The sequence below is a fragment of the Clostridium aquiflavi genome (assembly GCF_031344075.1).
Taxonomy (GTDB): Bacteria; Bacillota; Clostridia; order Clostridiales; family Clostridiaceae; genus Clostridium; species Clostridium aquiflavi.
This window is the reverse complement of the sequence record NZ_JAVJAN010000016.1, coordinates 38,043-56,112: the sequence shown is the minus strand read 5'-3', so window position 1 is coordinate 56,112 and position 18,070 is coordinate 38,043. Positions and strand designations below refer to the sequence as shown.

The window sequence follows — 18,070 nt, the reverse complement described above, 5'->3', positions numbered from 1 at the left end:
AGTATTATATGGCAAAGAAAGAAAGCTATGAAGATATGCTTGGTAAACTTCAAGATATTTTGAGTACTTTAGAAGATGATAATTTAAACCTTGAAGAGGGTATGAAATCTTATGAAGATGGAGTAAAATTAGTAAATAAACTTTATAAAACTTTAAATTCATATGAAGGAAAAATATCTGTAATTAAGGAAGAGAAAGAAGTGGAGTTTGAAAGTCAAGATGGAGATAGATAATTTAAAAAATACAATAGATAATTATTTAAAAAATTATTTTACAAATAGAAGTTCTTATAATAAAGCTGTTTATGAATCAGCAGGATATAGTGTAAATATAGGTGGAAAAAGAATACGTCCAACATTACTTATATTAACTTATTCTTTATATAAAGATAATATAGAAAAAATAATGCCAATGGCAGCTGCAATTGAAATGATACATACTTATTCTTTAATACATGATGATCTTCCATGCATGGATGATGATGATTTAAGAAGAGGTAAACCAACAAATCATAAGATTTTCGGTGAAAATATTGCAGTTTTAGCAGGTGATGCATTATTAAATGAAGCTATGACTTTACTTATGAAAAGTTCATTAGAATTAGGAGAAAGTGCTTTAAAAGCTTCTTATGAAATTTCAAAAGCAGCAGGCGCAGAAGGAATGATAGGCGGTCAAGTTGTTGATGTATTAAGTGAAGGAAGCGAAATATCAAAAGAAGAATTAGAATATATGCACGAAAAAAAGACAGGGGAACTTATAAGAGTATCAATAGTAGCTGGTGGTATTTTAGCAAAAGTTCCAAGTGGTGATATAGAAGCTTTAAATGAATATGGTAAAAAATTAGGCTTAGCTTTTCAAATAAAAGATGATATATTAGATATAGTAGGAACAGAAGAAACATTAGGCAAAGCAACTAATAGAGATAAAGAATTAAACAAAACTAATTTTATAACTGTTTATGGATTAGAAAAATGTGAAGAGCTTTGTAAAATGTTAACTGATGAATGTATAAAAATTTTAGATAACTTAAGTGTAGACGCTAGTTTATTAAAAGAATTAACTTATAATCTTTTAAATAGACTAAATTAAAAAAGGGAATGGTTATTATGAAATCATTATTAGATAGTTTAAATTTTCCAAAAGATTTAAATAATTTGAGTGATAGTGATACAGAGAGATTAAGCAAAGAAATAAGGCGATTTTTAATAGAAAGTGTTTCCAAAACAGGGGGACATTTATCATCTAACTTAGGTGTTGTAGAGCTTACTTTAAGTCTTATGAAATCTTTTGATTTTGAAAAAGATAAAATAGTATGGGATGTAGGACACCAAAGTTATGTGTATAAGATTTTAACTGGTAGAAAAGGTGAGTTTAAAAATCTTAGACAGTTTGATGGTCTAAGTGGATTTCCAAAGAGAAATGAAAGCAAGTATGATTATTTTGACACAGGTCATAGTAGTACTTCAATATCAGCTGGACTTGGAATGGCAAGAGCTAGGGATTTAAAGAAAGAAAAGTACACTGTAGTTTCTGTAATCGGAGATGGAGCTTTAACAGGTGGAATGGCATTAGAAGCTTTAAATGATGTTGGTTTTAGAAAAACTAAAATGGTGATAATTTTAAACGATAATCAAATGTCTATTTCACTTAATGTTGGGGGACTTTCTAGATATTTAAATAAATTAAGAATGGGCCAAACATATAATAAATTAAAAGCTAATATAAATACATCTCTTGGTTCATCTGATTTAGGAAAAGATCTTATTTCTAAAATGTCAAAAGTAAAAGATAGTATAAAGCAATTAGTTGTACCTTCAATGTTTTTTGAAAATATGGGAGTAAAATATATAGGTCCTATTGATGGTCATGATATAAAAGCAATGAACGAAGTTTTCAGTAAAGTTAAAGATATAGAAGGTCCTGTTATAATACACACAGTAACTCAAAAAGGTAGAGGATATTCATTAGCAGAAAAAAGTCCATCTAAGTATCATGGAATTCCACCTAGTAATGATAAAAAGGAAGAACCAAACAAAGCTTGCAAGGAAACATATTCTAAAGCTTTTGGTAATGCATTAATGGATATAGCAAAAGAAGAAAAAGAACTAGTTGCTATAACAGCAGCTATGCCAGACGGAACTGGACTAAAAGATTTTTCTACTACTTATCCAGAAAGATTTTTTGATGTTGGAATAGCAGAACAACATGCAGTAACATTAGCAGCAGGAATGGCAGCTAATGGATTAAAGCCTGTATTTGCAGTATATTCTACTTTTTTACAAAGAGGATTTGATCAGGTAATACATGATGTGTGCATTCAAAACTTACCTGTAATATTTGCTATAGATAGAGCAGGAATAGTAGGAGAAGATGGAGAAACTCATCAAGGAATTATGGATGTAAGTTATTTGTCAATGATGCCTAATATGACAATAGTAGCTCCTAAATGTACAGAAGAAATTTTAAGTTTATTAAAATGGGCAATAAAAAGGAATTCACCTGTAGCCATAAGATATCCAAGAGGTAAAGATGTTGTTTGTAATTTAGATGCTTTAAAAGAGATAAATTATGGAAAATGGGAAATTGCAAGTGAAGGAAATAAGATATGCATTATAGCTAGCGGAAGAATGCTTCAACATGCACTTTTAGCAAAGGAAATACTAAAAGAAAAAGGAATAAATCCTAAGATAATAAATGCAACTTTTATAAAGCCAATAGATGAACATTTATTAAAGAATTTAAAAGAAGAAGGATATGATATTTTAACTATTGAGGATAATATTATATGTGGAGGCCTCGGAATAGCTATTCTAGAATATTTAAATTGTATAAATTATAAGGGAAATATGAAATTATTAGGATATGATGATGAATTTATCCCACAAGGAAATGTAGAAATACTTTATAAAACATATGGATTAGATCCTGTAAGTATAAGTAATACAATCCTTAAACTTTATAATTAAAAGGAGAATATAATATATGGCAGAAAAAAAGGAAAGACTTGATATACTTTTAGTAGAAAAGGGTATAATTACTTCTAGGGATAGAGCTAAGGCTTGTATTATGGAAGGTAAGGTATTTGTTGATGGTCAAAGAGTTGATAAAGCAGGAGAAAAAGTAAGTATAAATGCTAACATAGAATATAAAGGCGCAAAACTTAAATACGTGAGTAGAGGTGGACTTAAGCTAGAAAAAGCTATGAAGTCCTATGATATATCTTTAGAAGATAAGGTATGTATGGATATAGGGGCATCTACTGGTGGATTTACTGATTGTATGCTTCAAAATGGAGCAAAGAAAGTGTATTCAGTAGATGTAGGATATGGTCAGTTTGCATGGAAATTAAGAACTGATAAAAGAGTAGTATGCATGGAAAGAACTAATATTAGATATGTTACATTAGAAGATATTGGTGAACCTTTAGATTTTGCATCAATAGATGTATCTTTTATATCATTAAAAAAGATAATGCCAGCAACATTAGGACTTTTAAAGGATACTGGTGAAGTGGTAGCTTTAATAAAGCCACAATTTGAAGCAGGTCGTGAAAAAGTTGGTAAAAAAGGCGTTGTTAGAGAAATTAGTACACATAAAGAAGTAGTGTATGGAATAATTGAATTCCTTAAAAATGAAAACTTAAATATCCTAGGGGTAGGATATTCTCCAATAAAAGGCCCAGAGGGAAACCGAGAATACTTAGTCTATTTTACAAAAGATAATGAAAAAGAAAGTAATTTTCAAATTGATGATGTAGAAAGGGTTATAGAGGAATCTCATAAAGAACTTTAGAGATTTTCGGAGGGGTTATGAAGAATATAGGTATTGCGATAAATCCATCAAAAGACTGTAAAAATACTATTTTAAATATGGTGAAAGAAAAAATTGAAAATATTTGCAATATTACTAATATTGAAGTATACAATAGTTTTGATATAAAAAATTTAAATTTAGGTTCATTAGATTTGCTTATTGTTTTAGGAGGAGATGGAACACTTCTTGGAGTAGCAAGGGAATTGGATGATGATTTTAAGGCACCTATATTAGGAATAAATATAGGTAACTTAGGAGTTTTATCTAGTATAGAAATATCCGATTTAGATTTGGCATTAAAAAAATTGATGACTAAAGATTGTAAAGTACACAAGAGAATGATGTTAAACTGTGAAGTAGATATAAATGAGTCAATAAAGAATATCAAGGCCTTAAATGAAGTTGCAGTAGCAAGAGGAACTTTGTCAAGAATGGTAAAATTCAAGATATTTGTTGATGAAAAATTATATGCTATATTTAAAGGCGATGGACTTATTGTTTCAACTCCTACGGGATCAACAGCGTATTCTTTTTCAGCAGGAGGACCATTTATATATCCTGACTTAGAAGTTATTAGTATAGTGCCTATATGTGGTCATACAAAGAGTATGCATCCAATTGTACTAAAAGGTGATAGTACTATAAAGATAATAGCACAAAATGGCGGAGATCAAATATACTTGACAATAGATGGACAAAGAGCAATAGAAATGAAAGACAATTCTGTTATAACTGTAAAAAAGAATCCAAAGTCATTAAAATTACTGTTATTTAACGATTATGATTATTTTAAAGTAATAAGAAATAAGGTATTAAATAATTCTAAGGAATGTGATGGTGAAGAAATTTGAAATCAAAAAGACATACTAAGATATTAGAGATTATATCATCTAAAGAAATAGAAACTCAGGAAGACTTAGCGGAAGAATTAAAATCACAAGGTTTTGATGTAACTCAAGCAACTGTTTCAAGAGATATCAAAAATTTAAAACTTATTAAAATACAAGGTGCTTCTGGAAATTATAAATATGTTGTATCTTCTGGTGAAGAAAAAAACATAATAGACAGATTAAGTAATATATTATCTAATACGGTTATAAGCGCAGAAAACGTAGATAAGATGGTAGTAATAAAAACTATAAGTGGTTCCGGATCAGCAGCAGCAGAGGCTATAGATAATTTAGAAGGATCCGATATAGCAGGAACAGTAGCGGGAGACAATACAATATTTATACTTCTTAGAAGTTTAGAAAAAGCAGAAGAATTAGTAGCTAAAATAAGAAAAAGAATATCACTATAAATATAAGGATGGGTATATATGTTAATTCAATTGAACATTAAAAATTTTGCATTGATACAAGAAATAACTATGAATTTCAATGAAGGATTTAATATTCTTTCAGGTGAAACAGGAGCGGGTAAATCTATTTTAATTGATGCAATAGATTATGTATTAGGTGGGAAATTTTCGAAAAGTTTAATAAGAACTGGAGAAGATAAAACTTATGTTGAAGCTATATTTACTATTGAAAATAGCTTATTAAAAAATGTATTGATTGAATTGGATATTGAAAGTGACGATGATATGCTAATTGTCTCTAGAGAAACTCATCAAAGTGGGCGAAGTTTAATTAAAGTTAACGGAAAAACTTTTTTAGCATCTCAATTAAAAAAAATAAGAGAAAGATTATTAGATATACATGGTCAACATCAAAATCAAACTCTTCTTCAAAGAAATAGTCATATATTGTACTTAGATGAATTTATAGGAGAAGAAATTCTTAATCACTTAGAAGAATTTACTTCTTTAAAAGATAGTTTATTACAAATCGAAAATAAAATTCAACAAATATGTGGAAATGATGATAGAGATAAACTTTTAGACTATCTTAAATTTCAAATTGAGGATATAGAAAAAGGAAAATTAAAAGAAAAAGAAGAAGAAAATTTAAAAGAAGAATTTAATTTACTATCAAATGCTGAAAAAATAAGCAAGAGTTTAAATTTATCATATGCTTTATTAAATGGTGTTGATGGAGAAAATAGTATTATAAATTCAATATCAAAGGTAATTCAAGAATTATCGAATATTGAAAATAATTTTGAAAAAGTTAAAAAAAATAGAGAACTAATAGAAGAGGCTTTTTATACAATAGAAGAAGTATCTAGAGATATAAGAAATATAGCTGAAGAAGTTGTATATGATGATGATGCTTTAGAAAAAATAAATGCAAGAATATATGAAATTAATCAATATAAGAAAAAATATGGAGCTACTATAACAGAAGTTTTAGAATATTATAATAAAATAAAAATACAATATAATGATCTTATAAATTCTGAAAAAATCATTGAAGAATTGAATTTGAAAAAGCAAGAAATTATGAAAGAAATGGAAAAAGTATCACTAAAACTTCATGAATTAAGAGTTGATAAAAGCACTGAATTAAAAGAAAAAATTTTAAATGAACTTAGTTTTGTAGGTCTTGAAAAATCAACTATGGAAATAAGTATAATAAGAGAAGAAAAATTTAATTCTAGAGGTTTTGATGATGTATGCTTTATGATTTCTACAAATCCTGGAGAACCACTTATGCCATTAGAAAAAATATTATCTGGTGGAGAACTTTCAAGAATAATGCTTGCATTAAAATGTGTTTTTGCAGATAAAGATGAAATAGCAACTTTAATTTTTGATGAAATAGATACTGGTATTAGTGGTGTTGTGGCAAAAAGAGTTGGTGAAAAAATGTATCAAGTCTCTAAAAATCACCAAGTTCTATGCATAACACATCTTCCACAAATAGCAATTTTATCAGATTATCATTACTTTGTATCAAAAGTAGTAAAAGAAAATAAGACATTTACTAATATAAGGGTGTTAACAAAAGAAGAAAAAGAGTATCAAATTGGTAGAATGCTTGGTGGCGATGAAGTTACAGAAGCAACATTAAATAATGTGAAAGAAATGATAAAAATTGCCGAGTTAAAAAAATTAGAAATTTAAAAATTAATACATATAGTAATATATTTTGGTAAAAATAAAATCATGTAATGCGTGGTTTTATTTTTTTTTATTGTTCCAAATTTCTTGCAGGCGAGTTCTAAAAGGCAAAAAATTAGAAAAATCCATAATTTTAAGAATGGATTTTATATTTTTTCAAATAACAATAAAAATATATTTATAAAAAATTTAACATGAACTAAAAATTTTTGACTTTTATAACAATGTTAATACAGCATAAGAGGCTTGTCTCATGGGGAAATTAAAATCAGAAGCAAAGGAGGAGGGAAATTATGAAGAAGAAAATATTAAAAACTATTAGTTTAATTACAGCTCCAATCTTGATTCTGGTTTTAATAACTAGTATATATTTAAAAGGTATTCCAAATACAATATATACAAATAAAGATATACCAGTATCTTCGATGATTCCGATAGGAAGTACAATAAATAAAATTGAAGATTACGGGAATAAATATGAGGTTAAGTTATTAGGGTTGATACCAGTAAAGTCATTAGAGGTTCAAAAAGTAAAAAATCTAGAAATTTATCCAGGTGGAAATAGCGTAGGTGTTAGAGTATCTACACAAGGCGTTTTAGTGGTAGGATATTCTGATATAGTAATTAATAATGTAACAGAAGAAAGCCCTGGTAAATTAGGTGGAGTTCAATTAGGAGATATAATATTAAAGATTAATGGTGAAGAAGTTGAAAATTGCAAAGATTTAGTAGGTATAATTAAAGATTGCAAAGAATGCAAAATAAAAGTTGACTTATTAAGACATAATGAAAAATTGAGTAGAGAAATAGAACTAAAAAAAGAAGAAAACTCAGATTATAAACTAGGACTATGGATTAGAGATTCTACAGCAGGTGTAGGAACAATGACTTTTATAGATAGTGAATCAAAAAAATTTGGTGCATTAGGTCATCCTATTACCGACTGTGATACAAATGAAGCATTTTTAATTAAAAAAGGTGATTTATTAGAATCATCAATAATAAGCTTAAGAAGAGGTGAAAAAGGATCTCCAGGAGAACTTAAAGGTGTATTTATAAACGAAAATAATGTAAGTGGTAAAATAAAAAGTAATACTGAAAGTGGTATTTTTGGAACAGTTGAAAATATGAATATTATAAAAAGTAATGTAAAACCTATGAAAGTTGGATTTAGAAATGAGATATGTGAGGGTAAGGCAAGTATAATAACGACTATTGACGAATCTGGACCTAAAGAATATGAGATAGAAATAGTTAAACTTTTGGAACAAAATACTCCAGGACCTAAAAGTATGGTGATAAAAGTTACTGATTCTAAGTTATTAGAAAAAACAGGAGGAATAGTTCAAGGAATGAGTGGAAGTCCTATTATTCAAAATAATAAAATTGTAGGAGCAGTAACTCACGTGTTAATAAATAAGCCAGATACAGGTTATGGAATATATATAGAGTGGATGTTAAAAGATGCAGAAATAATAAAATAACATGTAGTATTAAAAGCACTAATTTTTATAATTAGTGCTTTTACAATAAAAAAATAATGAGTTTTACAAACTATTTTCTACAAAACTATTTACTTATATTAAAAATAAGGTTATAATTTACAAATAGTGGAATATAAATTAAATATAACAATTAATGTTATATTTGATTAATTAGTGTTATAATTTAGTTATTAACTGTTATTTTTAATGTAAAGTAATACATATCACTATAACGTAATAAAGCAAAAAGAGGATTTTTATTAAAGAGTATAGAATTATTTAATGTGATAAGTTTGGCTATTAAGAGTAGTTTATGATGTTATAGAGAGTATGATTCAAATAGTAATATAATTAGGTTTATGAAGGAGAGGAAAAAAGCATGGAAGATAAAAAGATATCTGTACTTATTGCTGATGATAATAAGGAATTTTGCAGTATTTTAAACGATTATTTATTAAATCAAAGGAATATAATAGTAACTGGAATAGCAAAAGACGGTAGGGAAGCTTTAGACTTAATAATTGAAAAGAAACCAGATTTATTAATTCTAGATATAATAATGCCACATTTAGATGGATTAGGTGTTTTAGAAAGATTAAATACTATGAACTTAGAAAAGATGCCTAAAATTATAATATTATCTGCAGTAGGTCAAGATAAAATTACTCAACAAGCAATAACATTAGGAGCAGATTATTATACTGTTAAGCCATTTGATATGGAAGTGTTTACAAAAAGAATAAGAGAAATGTTTAATAACGAAACAGATAACCAAAGTATAAGAAGAACATCATCACAATCTATGATTTCTTATACTAGTGAATGCCAAGAAAATAAAGGAACTTTAGATTTAGAAACAGAAATAACAAATATTATACACGAAATTGGTGTACCAGCTCATATAAAAGGATATATGTATTTAAGAGAAGCAATAACAATGGTTGTTAATGATATAGAATTATTATCAGCTGTAACAAAGGAATTATATCCTTCAATAGCTAAGAAGTACAATACAACAGCTTCAAGAGTGGAAAGAGCAATAAGACATGCTATAGAAGTAGCGTGGGGCAGAGGTCAAATAGAAGCTATTAATAAGCTATTTGGATACACAATCCATAATGACAAAGGCAAGCCAACAAATTCAGAATTTATAGCAATTATTGCTGATAAATTAAGACTTAAAAATAAAGTATCTTAGTAATATTTTACTAGGCTAAGTATATATAACTTTTATAAAGTATAGCCCAAAAATATTATTTTATACCTATAAATATATGAACTTTCAATAAGACATCATTTAATCAGTTTGGGATAAAAATTGGTTAGGAGGTGTCTTATTTTTTATGCCTAGACTTAAGAAAAGAATTTATGATTTTGATGAAAGTATTAATGACTTTATGATTTACTGTACCAATAAGGATTTGACTAAAAAGATGAGAAAATCCTATGAAGGAACATTGAAGCTATGCTAAATATTTGGCTGATGAAGTCAATATCTCTACTCCTCTAGAGGTTACAACAAAACAGATTAAAGATTATTTGGAACTTATAAAAACAAAGAGGAAATATTCATATGTTGCAGATATTAATTCTTTAAAGTCTAATAATCCATCTGGAAGAAGTGATTTTGAAAAGCCAGTATTGATTTATACTGTCAATAACTATTTAAGAAATATTATATTGAGAGTTAACTCAAAAAGAAATTGAGTATATAAATATATTAAAAAAAATTACTATAGATGATAAAAATTATTCAACTAATGATGTTTTATACAATATAAACGAATAGATTATTGAATTTAATTTATATGAAAGCATATAAACAAATAATATGATTACCAAACAAAAAATGGTAGTTATTTTTAATACTAAAAGTGCAAAATAATTGTAAGGAAATAGATTAAATAGTATAATTATGATATTAACAAAGTTCGGGAGAAGATATTATAAATGTATGCAGGATTTTTGAATCGATATTTAGCGTATTTTATTGACAGATTAGCTATTTTTTTAGTGTATATTTTATTTTGGCTAGTTTGGATATTATTTGACAGGATATTAAATGAAATTGGTATTGAACAAAAAATCAAAAAAATAATATTAGGTAATTTAGGGGTAATTATTTATTTAGTTATACCTTGGTTATATTATTCTTTTTTTGAATCATCTAATGGAAAAGCAACGCTTGGTAAAAAGGCATTAGGTATAATAGTTGTAGATACAAATAATAATAAAATTTCATTTTTAAGAGCCACTGTTAGATATTGGAGCAAATATATTTCTTTGATAATTTTTTTATTGGTTATATTATGGCAGGTTTTACCAAGAAGAAACAAGCTCTTCATGATATTATATCAGTTACATATGTAATAAAGAATAATACAAAGTAAATGCTACCTAGAATTCATTTAAAAGGATTCTCAAATTTGATGGTTAGTAATTTTTTAATACAAAATAAAACAATTATATAAAGAAAAATAAATAAGATATAGATAATTAGAGAAACAGGGTGAAATTCAGTAAAATAAGAAAATTAGATTAAAAAAATGAGGTGGAGCATGTGCGTAAAATAGGAGATATCATTTTATAAATATACAGGAAATAATTAAATATAAATAGCAAATAATGAACTTAGTACAAATAATTGCATTAGGTTCTTTTTTATGTTGAAAAATAGAACCTAGAAACAACGGTAAGTCTAAGTTACATATTCTAAAGTTAAAGGAACATATAGAAAAAACAATATATTTATGTATTTTATGATATAATATGGAATAAGTAAAATGCGTATATATTAAAAAACATAATAGGGGGAATAAGTAAGTGCTATTAATGCAAAAAGATGAAATATTTCTAAATGATAATTATAATCTAAATAATAATTATAGTCTAATAAGACAGTTAGATATTAGAGAGTTAAAATTGTTGAAATATAAATATGAAATGAAAGCTAAACAACTTAGAAACAGAACAACTACAATGACTACTGTTAGTACTATAATATCAATTGTATTAGCGCTAATAAGTACAAGTACTAAGGTTGTTGAAAAGTTTGATATTATTAGTTTATTAAATATTATCGAAGTTTTTGTGTTATACATAATAGCAATTACAAGTGTTGGAGTGTACGTAAAAGCCAGTTTAGATATGGCTTCTGAATATGAAACATTAGTTGTTATGATAATAGAAAGAATAGCTGAAATAAAAGCTAGTGATTGGAACAAAGCACAATTAGTTAAAGTACAAATTTTTGATTAAGAAAATAATCAAAAATATAAATAAAACATTGAGAATTTGATAAGAATCGTATATCATTAAGCCGATAAACATATGGCTAATAATACAAAAAAACTGTATAGATATATGTATTTAAGAGAAGCAATAACTATGGTTGTTAATGATATAGAATTATTTTATTCTCTTATAAGTAATGAAATCTGTTCTAATTTTGTATGAGAAAATTAGAACAGATTTGTATTTTTTATTAAATGAATAGTTATTTATAATTTTAAAGTTTATTAAACGTAATATCCTTACCTCTAGATACAACATTGTTTGTATTATCTAGTTTCTCTTCATATGACTTGACTTTAACTTTTGATATATCATTTGACTTTTCAATGAAATCTTCTTTTTTATTTTTTGACAACTCTAGATCATCTCCTTTTTTATATTATTAGTATCTAAATAATAGTTATACTTATAATTTGCTCTATTATTAAGATGAACTAGGTAATTTTATTATAGTTAGTAATGATACAATGGAATTATATGAAAAATATTTCCAAGAAACCAACAATAAAACTTATGTGAAAATGTTAAAAGATATTCTTTTAAATAATAAAAAGTAATAAAATGTCGAAATTTATCAACAAATATCTTGGAAATATGTTATAATATTTATAGATATAAACCAAGGAGGAAAAAAATGATAAAAGAATGTAAAAAAGGCTATGATGTAAATATAAGAAAATTTGGCGTTCAAACAAATGTAATTTTACCATTTTCATTTGTTAATAGTGATGGCACAAGTTCTGTAAGATGCAAAACTGATAATTGTGAATTCATTAATGTATGCGAATATAAAGATTATATAAAAGATTAAGATAAGACCTTTTCTTTTTATTTGAAATAAAAATGTTTTTAAGTGTCTTTTAGTGTATATAGAGTGTTATATAGTATATTTAAATGTGATATGATGTTTGAATCGATTAAAACTAAAATAAAGTTAAAATATTAAGCTATTAAAGTGAAGTGAATTTAATAAATAGTATGTAGAAATTTAAGAAGATGAACCTAAGATAAGGAAACATCTTCTTTTTCGTTGCTATAAAATAGATATTTGGAATTAAAAATAACATTTTCCATTACTTCAGGGTATACCAAAGAGTATAACTCAGTTGATAGATGTGGTGAAAGTACTAAAAAAATGCAACATCTTGTTAAATGGTATAAATATAATAAAGAAAAATTGCACCCAATAGAATTAGTATCAGATATCTAAATTTTGTGTAATCTAATATTAGAGTTATTAATTATAAGGTGAAATATGGATTTAAATAATTTTAGTGGAATTGAAGAACTTTTGAATTATTTAGGGTATGAAAAAATCACTGAAGAAGATGATGAATCAACAGAATCCAATGAATCAAGCAATGAAAGCAATACAAGCGATTGTAAGTGTAAAATAGATCCAACAGCAGGGGCAAGTACAAACTGGTGTTCAAAGTTAAATTTAGATATACCAGGTGGATTTCAAGATATAAATCCAATATTATTTGTAACTTTAGGAGAAGTTATAGGAAATGTTATTTCTGGACAATTACCGTACAATGTTGCTAATACTATATCTAATCTTATTATTCTTGTTGGTCAAATAATAGAAACTTATGGTACGCAGCAGCAATATTATGAAATAGGACCTGGAAGATACTTCAATTATGCATATAAAAATGTTGAAAATCCTTTTTGCAATTTTGATACAAAGAAAGAAGAGGGTTTAAATAATGCTAATGATTTAATTAAAGATGAAAATTTAAAAAAAGGTAATTTAAATGAAGATAAAGGTTTAAGGCAAAAATATAATAACATAAATGATATATGTTTTAAATTAGAAAATTTAGAATGTGAATTTAATAGAATTGTAACTAAAATGTATGAATTAGAGAAAAGAATAAAAAAGATAGAAAATAGTAAATAGACTAACAGAGAAAATTATTTCTAGATTAATATAATATTAGATCCCCATTTGGATAGATAAAACATATATTGTAATAATTTTTTATAATTTTAGATATAGGTGAGATATGGATAACAATAGTTTTTATGATTTAGATGAGATATTAAAGCATCTTGGCTATAAAAAATGTGAAAAGAATAATTCTGATGATAAATGCAAAGAAAAAGATGAAGAAAGAAAGTGTAAAATTGATCCAAGTGCTGGGGCAAGTACAAATGAGTGTCAAAATTTAAACTTAGATATGCCATGTGGATTTCAAGATTTAGACCCTATGTTAATGTTAGTTATTGGAGAATTGATAGCTAATGCAATATCTAGTAAATTACCATCTAGCTTATTAAATGCTTATGGAAACTGGCTACAATTAGTAGGACAAGTAATTGAAACATTTAATGCACAGCAACAGTATCAACAAGGTGGTCCGGGACGGTATTATAATCCAGAGTATAAGAATGTAGATAATCCATTTTGTTCAAATGAAGATGTTAAACTTGACAAAGAGTACAAGTACAAAAAAAGAAATAAAAAAGATAATTGTGATAAAATAAAAAAATTAACTTTTAGGGTAAATCAATTGGAAAAGGAAATAGAAGAATTAAAGAAAAACTTTAAATGAATACCTCTAATGAGTATTTTTCATTAGAGGTATTTTAGAGTTAAATTATTCTGTAGAATTTTTCTTTATATCGATAGCTTCTAATTGAATAAAAGCTTGAAGTCTAATAAAATTAGCATAAATTTTATTCAATATCATCAAAATAGTTCATATAGCTTTGATCATCATATATATTTTCAGCTTTATCTTTTCCAAGTTGAATTTTTTCTTCTATATATAATGCTTTATCTGTAAATAAATAATCAAGGTCCATATCCTCGCACCAAAGATACTTAGCATAGGTAATTAATTCATCTATAGATATAGATGCACATCTTAGTATATTCTCATCTAAATTTTCTAATTTAATTTCTGCATTAAGATAACCGTGATGTATTCTTCCATCAAAGCTAGAATTACCTTTAATAATTAATTCATCAGATAATTCAATACCTCTAGTAGAAAATCTTATTATAGGTTTTTCACACCAAGAATAAGGATATGAAAGTAAATTAAATTCTTCAGGCTTTATGGCTACAAATTCAATATCATTTGTTTCTTCATTAGAATATGTATATATTGAAGCTGAAGTTCTATCCATAAGGTCTAAAAGATTTTCTTTTTCATCTCCTTTATTAAAACAAAACCAAGTTTCATAAAAATGTTCATTTGTAATGTAAATATTCAATATTTTCACCTCATTAAATATATTTATATAAATTAAAAATGTGTTAATTTTAAAAATTAAGCTTTACTTTAAAGTAATAATTTTTTATAAAATAAAGTCCACCTTATTTTAGTGTACATAAAATAATATTGACATGCAATATAGAAACCTTTACCATATGAGTATAAGGCTTCTAATTATACTTTTATAAAGTATAATTATTTAAATTCAACTTGTCAATTATTAAAAATAAAATCGTTTACAGTATGTAGGGAAATAATATAAGAGAGGGGATTTAATTATGAATTCAAAAAAATATGGTCAAGATGTATTTATTGAAAAAATAAATGAATTAAAGAATAAGGAAAGTTTCACTTTAGATGATGGGATTAAATCTATAAAAACTTTATACGATATGAAGGATGAATGTGAGTTACTTTTTATAAGAGATACAATAGATATTGTTATTCTTAAAATAGCAGAAAAAATATCTTTTAGTAAAATAGCAGTAAAGGTATTTAAATATAAAAAATTTAGAAGTAAATTGTCTGTAGATCAAAATAGAATAATCTGGTATGAAGGTGTTGAACGTGTAGGATCAGCAGATGGAATAAAGCAAGTTATTTTTAGAGAAGTAGATAATATGGAAGAAATTCTAATAGAAAAATTTAATGGAAGATCAATAAGAATTAATGAGAAAGCTTTTGTTTTAGGATGGGAATAAATTAAAACTTATATGACTTAAGATAGGAATTAATCCTATCTTAATATTTAAAAACAAACTGGTATCGTTACCAAAGCATAATTTTGTGAATTAAGGAGAGGATAATAATGACAATAGAATTTTTAATAATAATAGTATTTGCAATAATAGGAGGAGTAATGTATTTGAATTTAGAACAGGACAAAGCTAATGACGTAGAAAAAAATGAAGACAAAGTTTACATAGAAGATAAAAAAGTGACAAACAAAACTATGATGCAATATTTTGAATGGTATTATCCTAATGATGGTTCTCTTTGGAGTAAAGTAAAAGAAAATTCTAAAAAGTTAAGCAAAAAAGGGATTACTGCACTGTGGCTTCCGCCTGCTTATAAGGGGGTAGAAGGCATTAATGATGTTGGGTATGGAGCGTATGACTTATATGATTTAGGAGAATTTAATCAAAAAGGAACCATAAGGACTAAATATGGTACAAAGGAACAATATTTAGATGCTATAAATGAAGCACATGATAATAATATAGAAGTATATGGAGATACTGTATTTAATCATAAAGCAGGTGCAGATGAAAGTGAGATAGTAAAAGCTCAATTAGTAGATAGTAATAATAGAAATAATATTATAGGAGAAGAAAAAGAAATAAAGTCGTTTACTGTATTTAATTTTCTTGGTAGAAATAATAAGTACTCTTCTTATAAATGGAGTGCAAAAGATTTTGATGGGGTAGATTTTGATGATTTAACAAAACAAAATGGAATATTTAAATTTGTAGGGAAAGAATGGGAACAAGATGTAGATAATGAAAATGGAAACTTTGATTTTTTAATGTGTGCGGATTTGGATATAGATAGCAGAGATGTTGTAGAAGAACTTAAAACATGGGGAAATTGGTATGTAAATGAATGCAAGTTAGATGGTTTTAGATTAGATGCAATAAAACATATAAAATTTGATTTTTTTACAGAATGGTTAAATGATATTAGGAATAAGAAAGGTGACAATGTATTTGCTGTTGGTGAATATTGGTCTGGAGATATAAACAAATTAAAATACTATATTAGTAAATCACAAAATGTTATGTCGTTATTTGATGTTCCTCTTCATTATAAATTTTATGAAGCAAGCAATTTAGAAGAAAACTTTGATATGAGAACATTAATTCAAAATACCTTATTAGAACATGATGAAAAAATTTCAGTTACTTTTGTTGATAATCACGATACTGAACCTGGTCAGGCGCTTGAATCTTGGGTGAAACCGTGGTTTAAATTAATAGCATACACATTTATATTAACAAGGCAAGAAGGATATCCTTGTGTATTTTATGGAGATTATTATGGAATTCCTGAAAAGGGGTTTGATGGTTTTAAGAGTCAGCTGGATGTGATTTTAAATGTAAGAAAAAAATATGCTTACGGTGATCAATGTGATTATTTTGATGATAAAAATATAATTGGGTGGACTAGACAAGGCGATTTGGTGCATGACAATTCAGGTGTTGCGGTATTAATAAGTAATGGAAATGAAGGTAGTAAAAAGATGTTTATGGAGACTAAAAATATAAATACTGTTTTTATAGATATAACAGGAAATGTACAAGAAGAAATACTAATAGACAATGAAGGAAATGGGACTTTTAAAGTAAATAATAAATCATATTCAATATGGGTTAAAAAATAATAAAAAAATTTTAGATGACTTAATAAGGGTCATCTATTTTTTATGTAATTAAAAAGTTTATAAAGCAAGCATTCATCACGTTTTAGTGGATTTTATAAAAGGAATTCTAGTATTTTAATTAACATATATTTTGTTAAGTACTATGAATAATATGGAAAAATTAAACATAGTATAAAGTAGAGTAACTTAAGGAGGAATAAGTGGTGAATTATATGGTGAATAAGCTTGGTCAAACCTTTAAAGATAAAAAAGTATATTTTTTCATGGTATTAATAATGTTTTGCATCGGAATATCTTTTGGACTTTATGTAGTAAAGTACATGAGCGAATCCAACAGAAATGATTTGTTAAGTTATTTTTCAAGTTTTACATCTTCGATAGGGGACACGCCTATTAATTATGAAAATTTGTTAATTAATGTTATAAAAAAGAATATGTTGCTAATTATACCTATATTCATGTTTGGTTTTACTTTTTTTGGAATGCCGTTCATATTAGTTTTAGATATGTTTAAAGGATTTACGTTAGGATATACATTTTCGTTTATACTAACAACTTTTCAGGGCAAAGGTATTGGACTAGCATTAGTATCTGTAATTCCTCAAAATTTAATTTATATTCCTTGTTTTATAGCATTAAGTGTTATAGCATTAGCTATGTCAACTCAAAAATTTAAAAGTAAGTTTTTTAAAAGAGCGAATTTAAATGATCCATTTTTTAATTCTTTAGGAAATAAACTGATTATAATCTTAGGATTTTTTATATTTGCAGCTATTATAGAAACTTATGTGTCACCTAATTTTATAAAATTTGTGGTTACTAAATTTTATTAGCTTTATAATTAAAAAACATATATAGAAAATTA

20 protein-coding genes are annotated in these 18,070 nt (G+C 26.2%); 18 read left to right on the top strand and 2 right to left on the bottom strand.

Annotated elements, in window-relative coordinates; genetic code table 11:
- Positions 1-8 precede the first annotated feature (8 nt).
- From xseB to RGC78_RS07340, 12 genes are all read left to right on the top strand, one after another.
- A complete protein-coding gene (xseB, locus tag RGC78_RS07395; RefSeq protein ID WP_252213384.1) occupies positions 9-233 on the top strand; it encodes an exodeoxyribonuclease VII small subunit in 225 nt (74 codons plus the stop codon).
- Positions 220-1,089: a polyprenyl synthetase family protein gene (locus RGC78_RS07390; RefSeq protein WP_309556329.1), complete on the top strand. Its 870-nt coding sequence runs from the start codon at positions 220-222 to the stop codon at positions 1,087-1,089. Before xseB ends, RGC78_RS07390 begins: the two co-directional genes overlap by 14 nt.
- A gap of 17 nt (positions 1,090-1,106) precedes the next feature.
- Complete coding sequence (gene dxs / locus RGC78_RS07385) at positions 1,107-2,966, top strand: 1-deoxy-D-xylulose-5-phosphate synthase (RefSeq protein WP_252213390.1); 1,860 nt, start codon at positions 1,107-1,109, stop codon at positions 2,964-2,966.
- A gap of 16 nt (positions 2,967-2,982) precedes the next feature.
- On the top strand, positions 2,983-3,792 hold the full coding sequence (locus RGC78_RS07380) for a TlyA family RNA methyltransferase (protein WP_309556328.1): 810 nt from the start codon (positions 2,983-2,985) through the stop codon (positions 3,790-3,792).
- Positions 3,793-3,809: 17 nt separating this feature from the next.
- Positions 3,810-4,664, top strand: a complete 855-nt coding sequence (locus tag RGC78_RS07375) for an NAD(+)/NADH kinase (protein ID WP_252213396.1) — start codon at positions 3,810-3,812, stop codon at positions 4,662-4,664.
- The gene (locus tag RGC78_RS07370; RefSeq protein WP_252213399.1) at positions 4,661-5,113 is read left to right on the top strand and encodes an arginine repressor; all 453 of its coding nucleotides are present in this window, start codon (positions 4,661-4,663) and stop codon (positions 5,111-5,113) included. The genes RGC78_RS07375 and RGC78_RS07370 overlap by 4 nt, the downstream gene beginning before the upstream one ends.
- Positions 5,114-5,131: 18 nt before the next feature.
- On the top strand, positions 5,132-6,820 hold the full coding sequence (gene recN, locus RGC78_RS07365; protein ID WP_309556327.1) for a DNA repair protein RecN: 1,689 nt from the start codon (positions 5,132-5,134) through the stop codon (positions 6,818-6,820).
- Positions 6,821-7,110: 290 nt separating this feature from the next.
- Entirely contained in the window at positions 7,111-8,301 is a 1,191-nt protein-coding gene (spoIVB, locus tag RGC78_RS07360) for a SpoIVB peptidase (RefSeq protein WP_252213403.1), read from the top strand.
- 379 nt (positions 8,302-8,680) lie between these two features.
- Complete coding sequence (gene spo0A, locus RGC78_RS07355; RefSeq protein ID WP_252213405.1) at positions 8,681-9,499, top strand: sporulation transcription factor Spo0A; 819 nt, start codon at positions 8,681-8,683, stop codon at positions 9,497-9,499.
- A 145-nt stretch (positions 9,500-9,644) separates the two neighbouring features.
- Positions 9,645-9,773, top strand: coding sequence for a hypothetical protein (locus RGC78_RS07350; protein ID WP_286674257.1), 129 nt, complete (start codon positions 9,645-9,647; stop codon positions 9,771-9,773).
- Between the two features lie 478 nt (positions 9,774-10,251).
- The gene (locus tag RGC78_RS07345; protein WP_309556326.1) at positions 10,252-10,671 is read left to right on the top strand and encodes an RDD family protein; all 420 of its coding nucleotides are present in this window, start codon (positions 10,252-10,254) and stop codon (positions 10,669-10,671) included.
- A gap of 453 nt (positions 10,672-11,124) precedes the next feature.
- Positions 11,125-11,559: a hypothetical protein gene (locus tag RGC78_RS07340; protein WP_252213411.1), complete on the top strand. Its 435-nt coding sequence runs from the start codon at positions 11,125-11,127 to the stop codon at positions 11,557-11,559.
- A gap of 250 nt (positions 11,560-11,809) precedes the next feature.
- On the opposite strand, the gene RGC78_RS07335 is transcribed toward RGC78_RS07340, so the two are convergent.
- Positions 11,810-11,950 carry a hypothetical protein gene (locus RGC78_RS07335; protein ID WP_252213413.1) on the bottom strand — a complete coding sequence of 47 codons (141 nt, stop codon included), beginning with the start codon at positions 11,948-11,950 and terminating at the stop codon, positions 11,810-11,812.
- Positions 11,951-12,229: 279 nt separating this feature from the next.
- Between RGC78_RS07335 and RGC78_RS07330 the strand changes: the two genes are divergently transcribed.
- The 3 genes from RGC78_RS07330 (at position 12,230) to RGC78_RS07320 (ending at position 14,156) form a co-directional block, all read left to right on the top strand.
- A complete protein-coding gene (locus tag RGC78_RS07330) occupies positions 12,230-12,406 on the top strand; it encodes a hypothetical protein (protein WP_252213415.1) in 177 nt (58 codons plus the stop codon).
- Between the two features lie 444 nt (positions 12,407-12,850).
- The gene (locus RGC78_RS07325) at positions 12,851-13,501 is read left to right on the top strand and encodes a hypothetical protein (RefSeq protein WP_252213419.1); all 651 of its coding nucleotides are present in this window, start codon (positions 12,851-12,853) and stop codon (positions 13,499-13,501) included.
- A 106-nt stretch (positions 13,502-13,607) separates the two neighbouring features.
- Positions 13,608-14,156: a hypothetical protein gene (locus tag RGC78_RS07320; protein WP_252213422.1), complete on the top strand. Its 549-nt coding sequence runs from the start codon at positions 13,608-13,610 to the stop codon at positions 14,154-14,156.
- A 124-nt stretch (positions 14,157-14,280) separates the two neighbouring features.
- Here RGC78_RS07320 and RGC78_RS07315 read toward each other — a convergent pair whose 3' ends face one another.
- Positions 14,281-14,832, bottom strand: coding sequence for a hypothetical protein (locus tag RGC78_RS07315; protein WP_309556325.1), 552 nt, complete (start codon positions 14,830-14,832; stop codon positions 14,281-14,283).
- 271 nt (positions 14,833-15,103) lie between these two features.
- Between RGC78_RS07315 and RGC78_RS07310 the strand changes: the two genes are divergently transcribed.
- The 3 genes from RGC78_RS07310 to spoIIM all read left to right on the top strand — a co-directional run bounded on the left by RGC78_RS07310 (position 15,104) and on the right by spoIIM (position 18,038).
- Positions 15,104-15,526, top strand: a complete 423-nt coding sequence (locus RGC78_RS07310; RefSeq protein ID WP_309556324.1) for a hypothetical protein — start codon at positions 15,104-15,106, stop codon at positions 15,524-15,526.
- Positions 15,527-15,633: 107 nt separating this feature from the next.
- Positions 15,634-17,205, top strand: coding sequence for an alpha-amylase (locus RGC78_RS07305; protein WP_252213430.1), 1,572 nt, complete (start codon positions 15,634-15,636; stop codon positions 17,203-17,205).
- 200 nt (positions 17,206-17,405) lie between these two features.
- Positions 17,406-18,038, top strand: coding sequence for a stage II sporulation protein M (spoIIM, locus tag RGC78_RS07300; protein ID WP_252213433.1), 633 nt, complete (start codon positions 17,406-17,408; stop codon positions 18,036-18,038).
- The last annotated feature ends 32 nt before the right edge of the window (positions 18,039-18,070 follow it).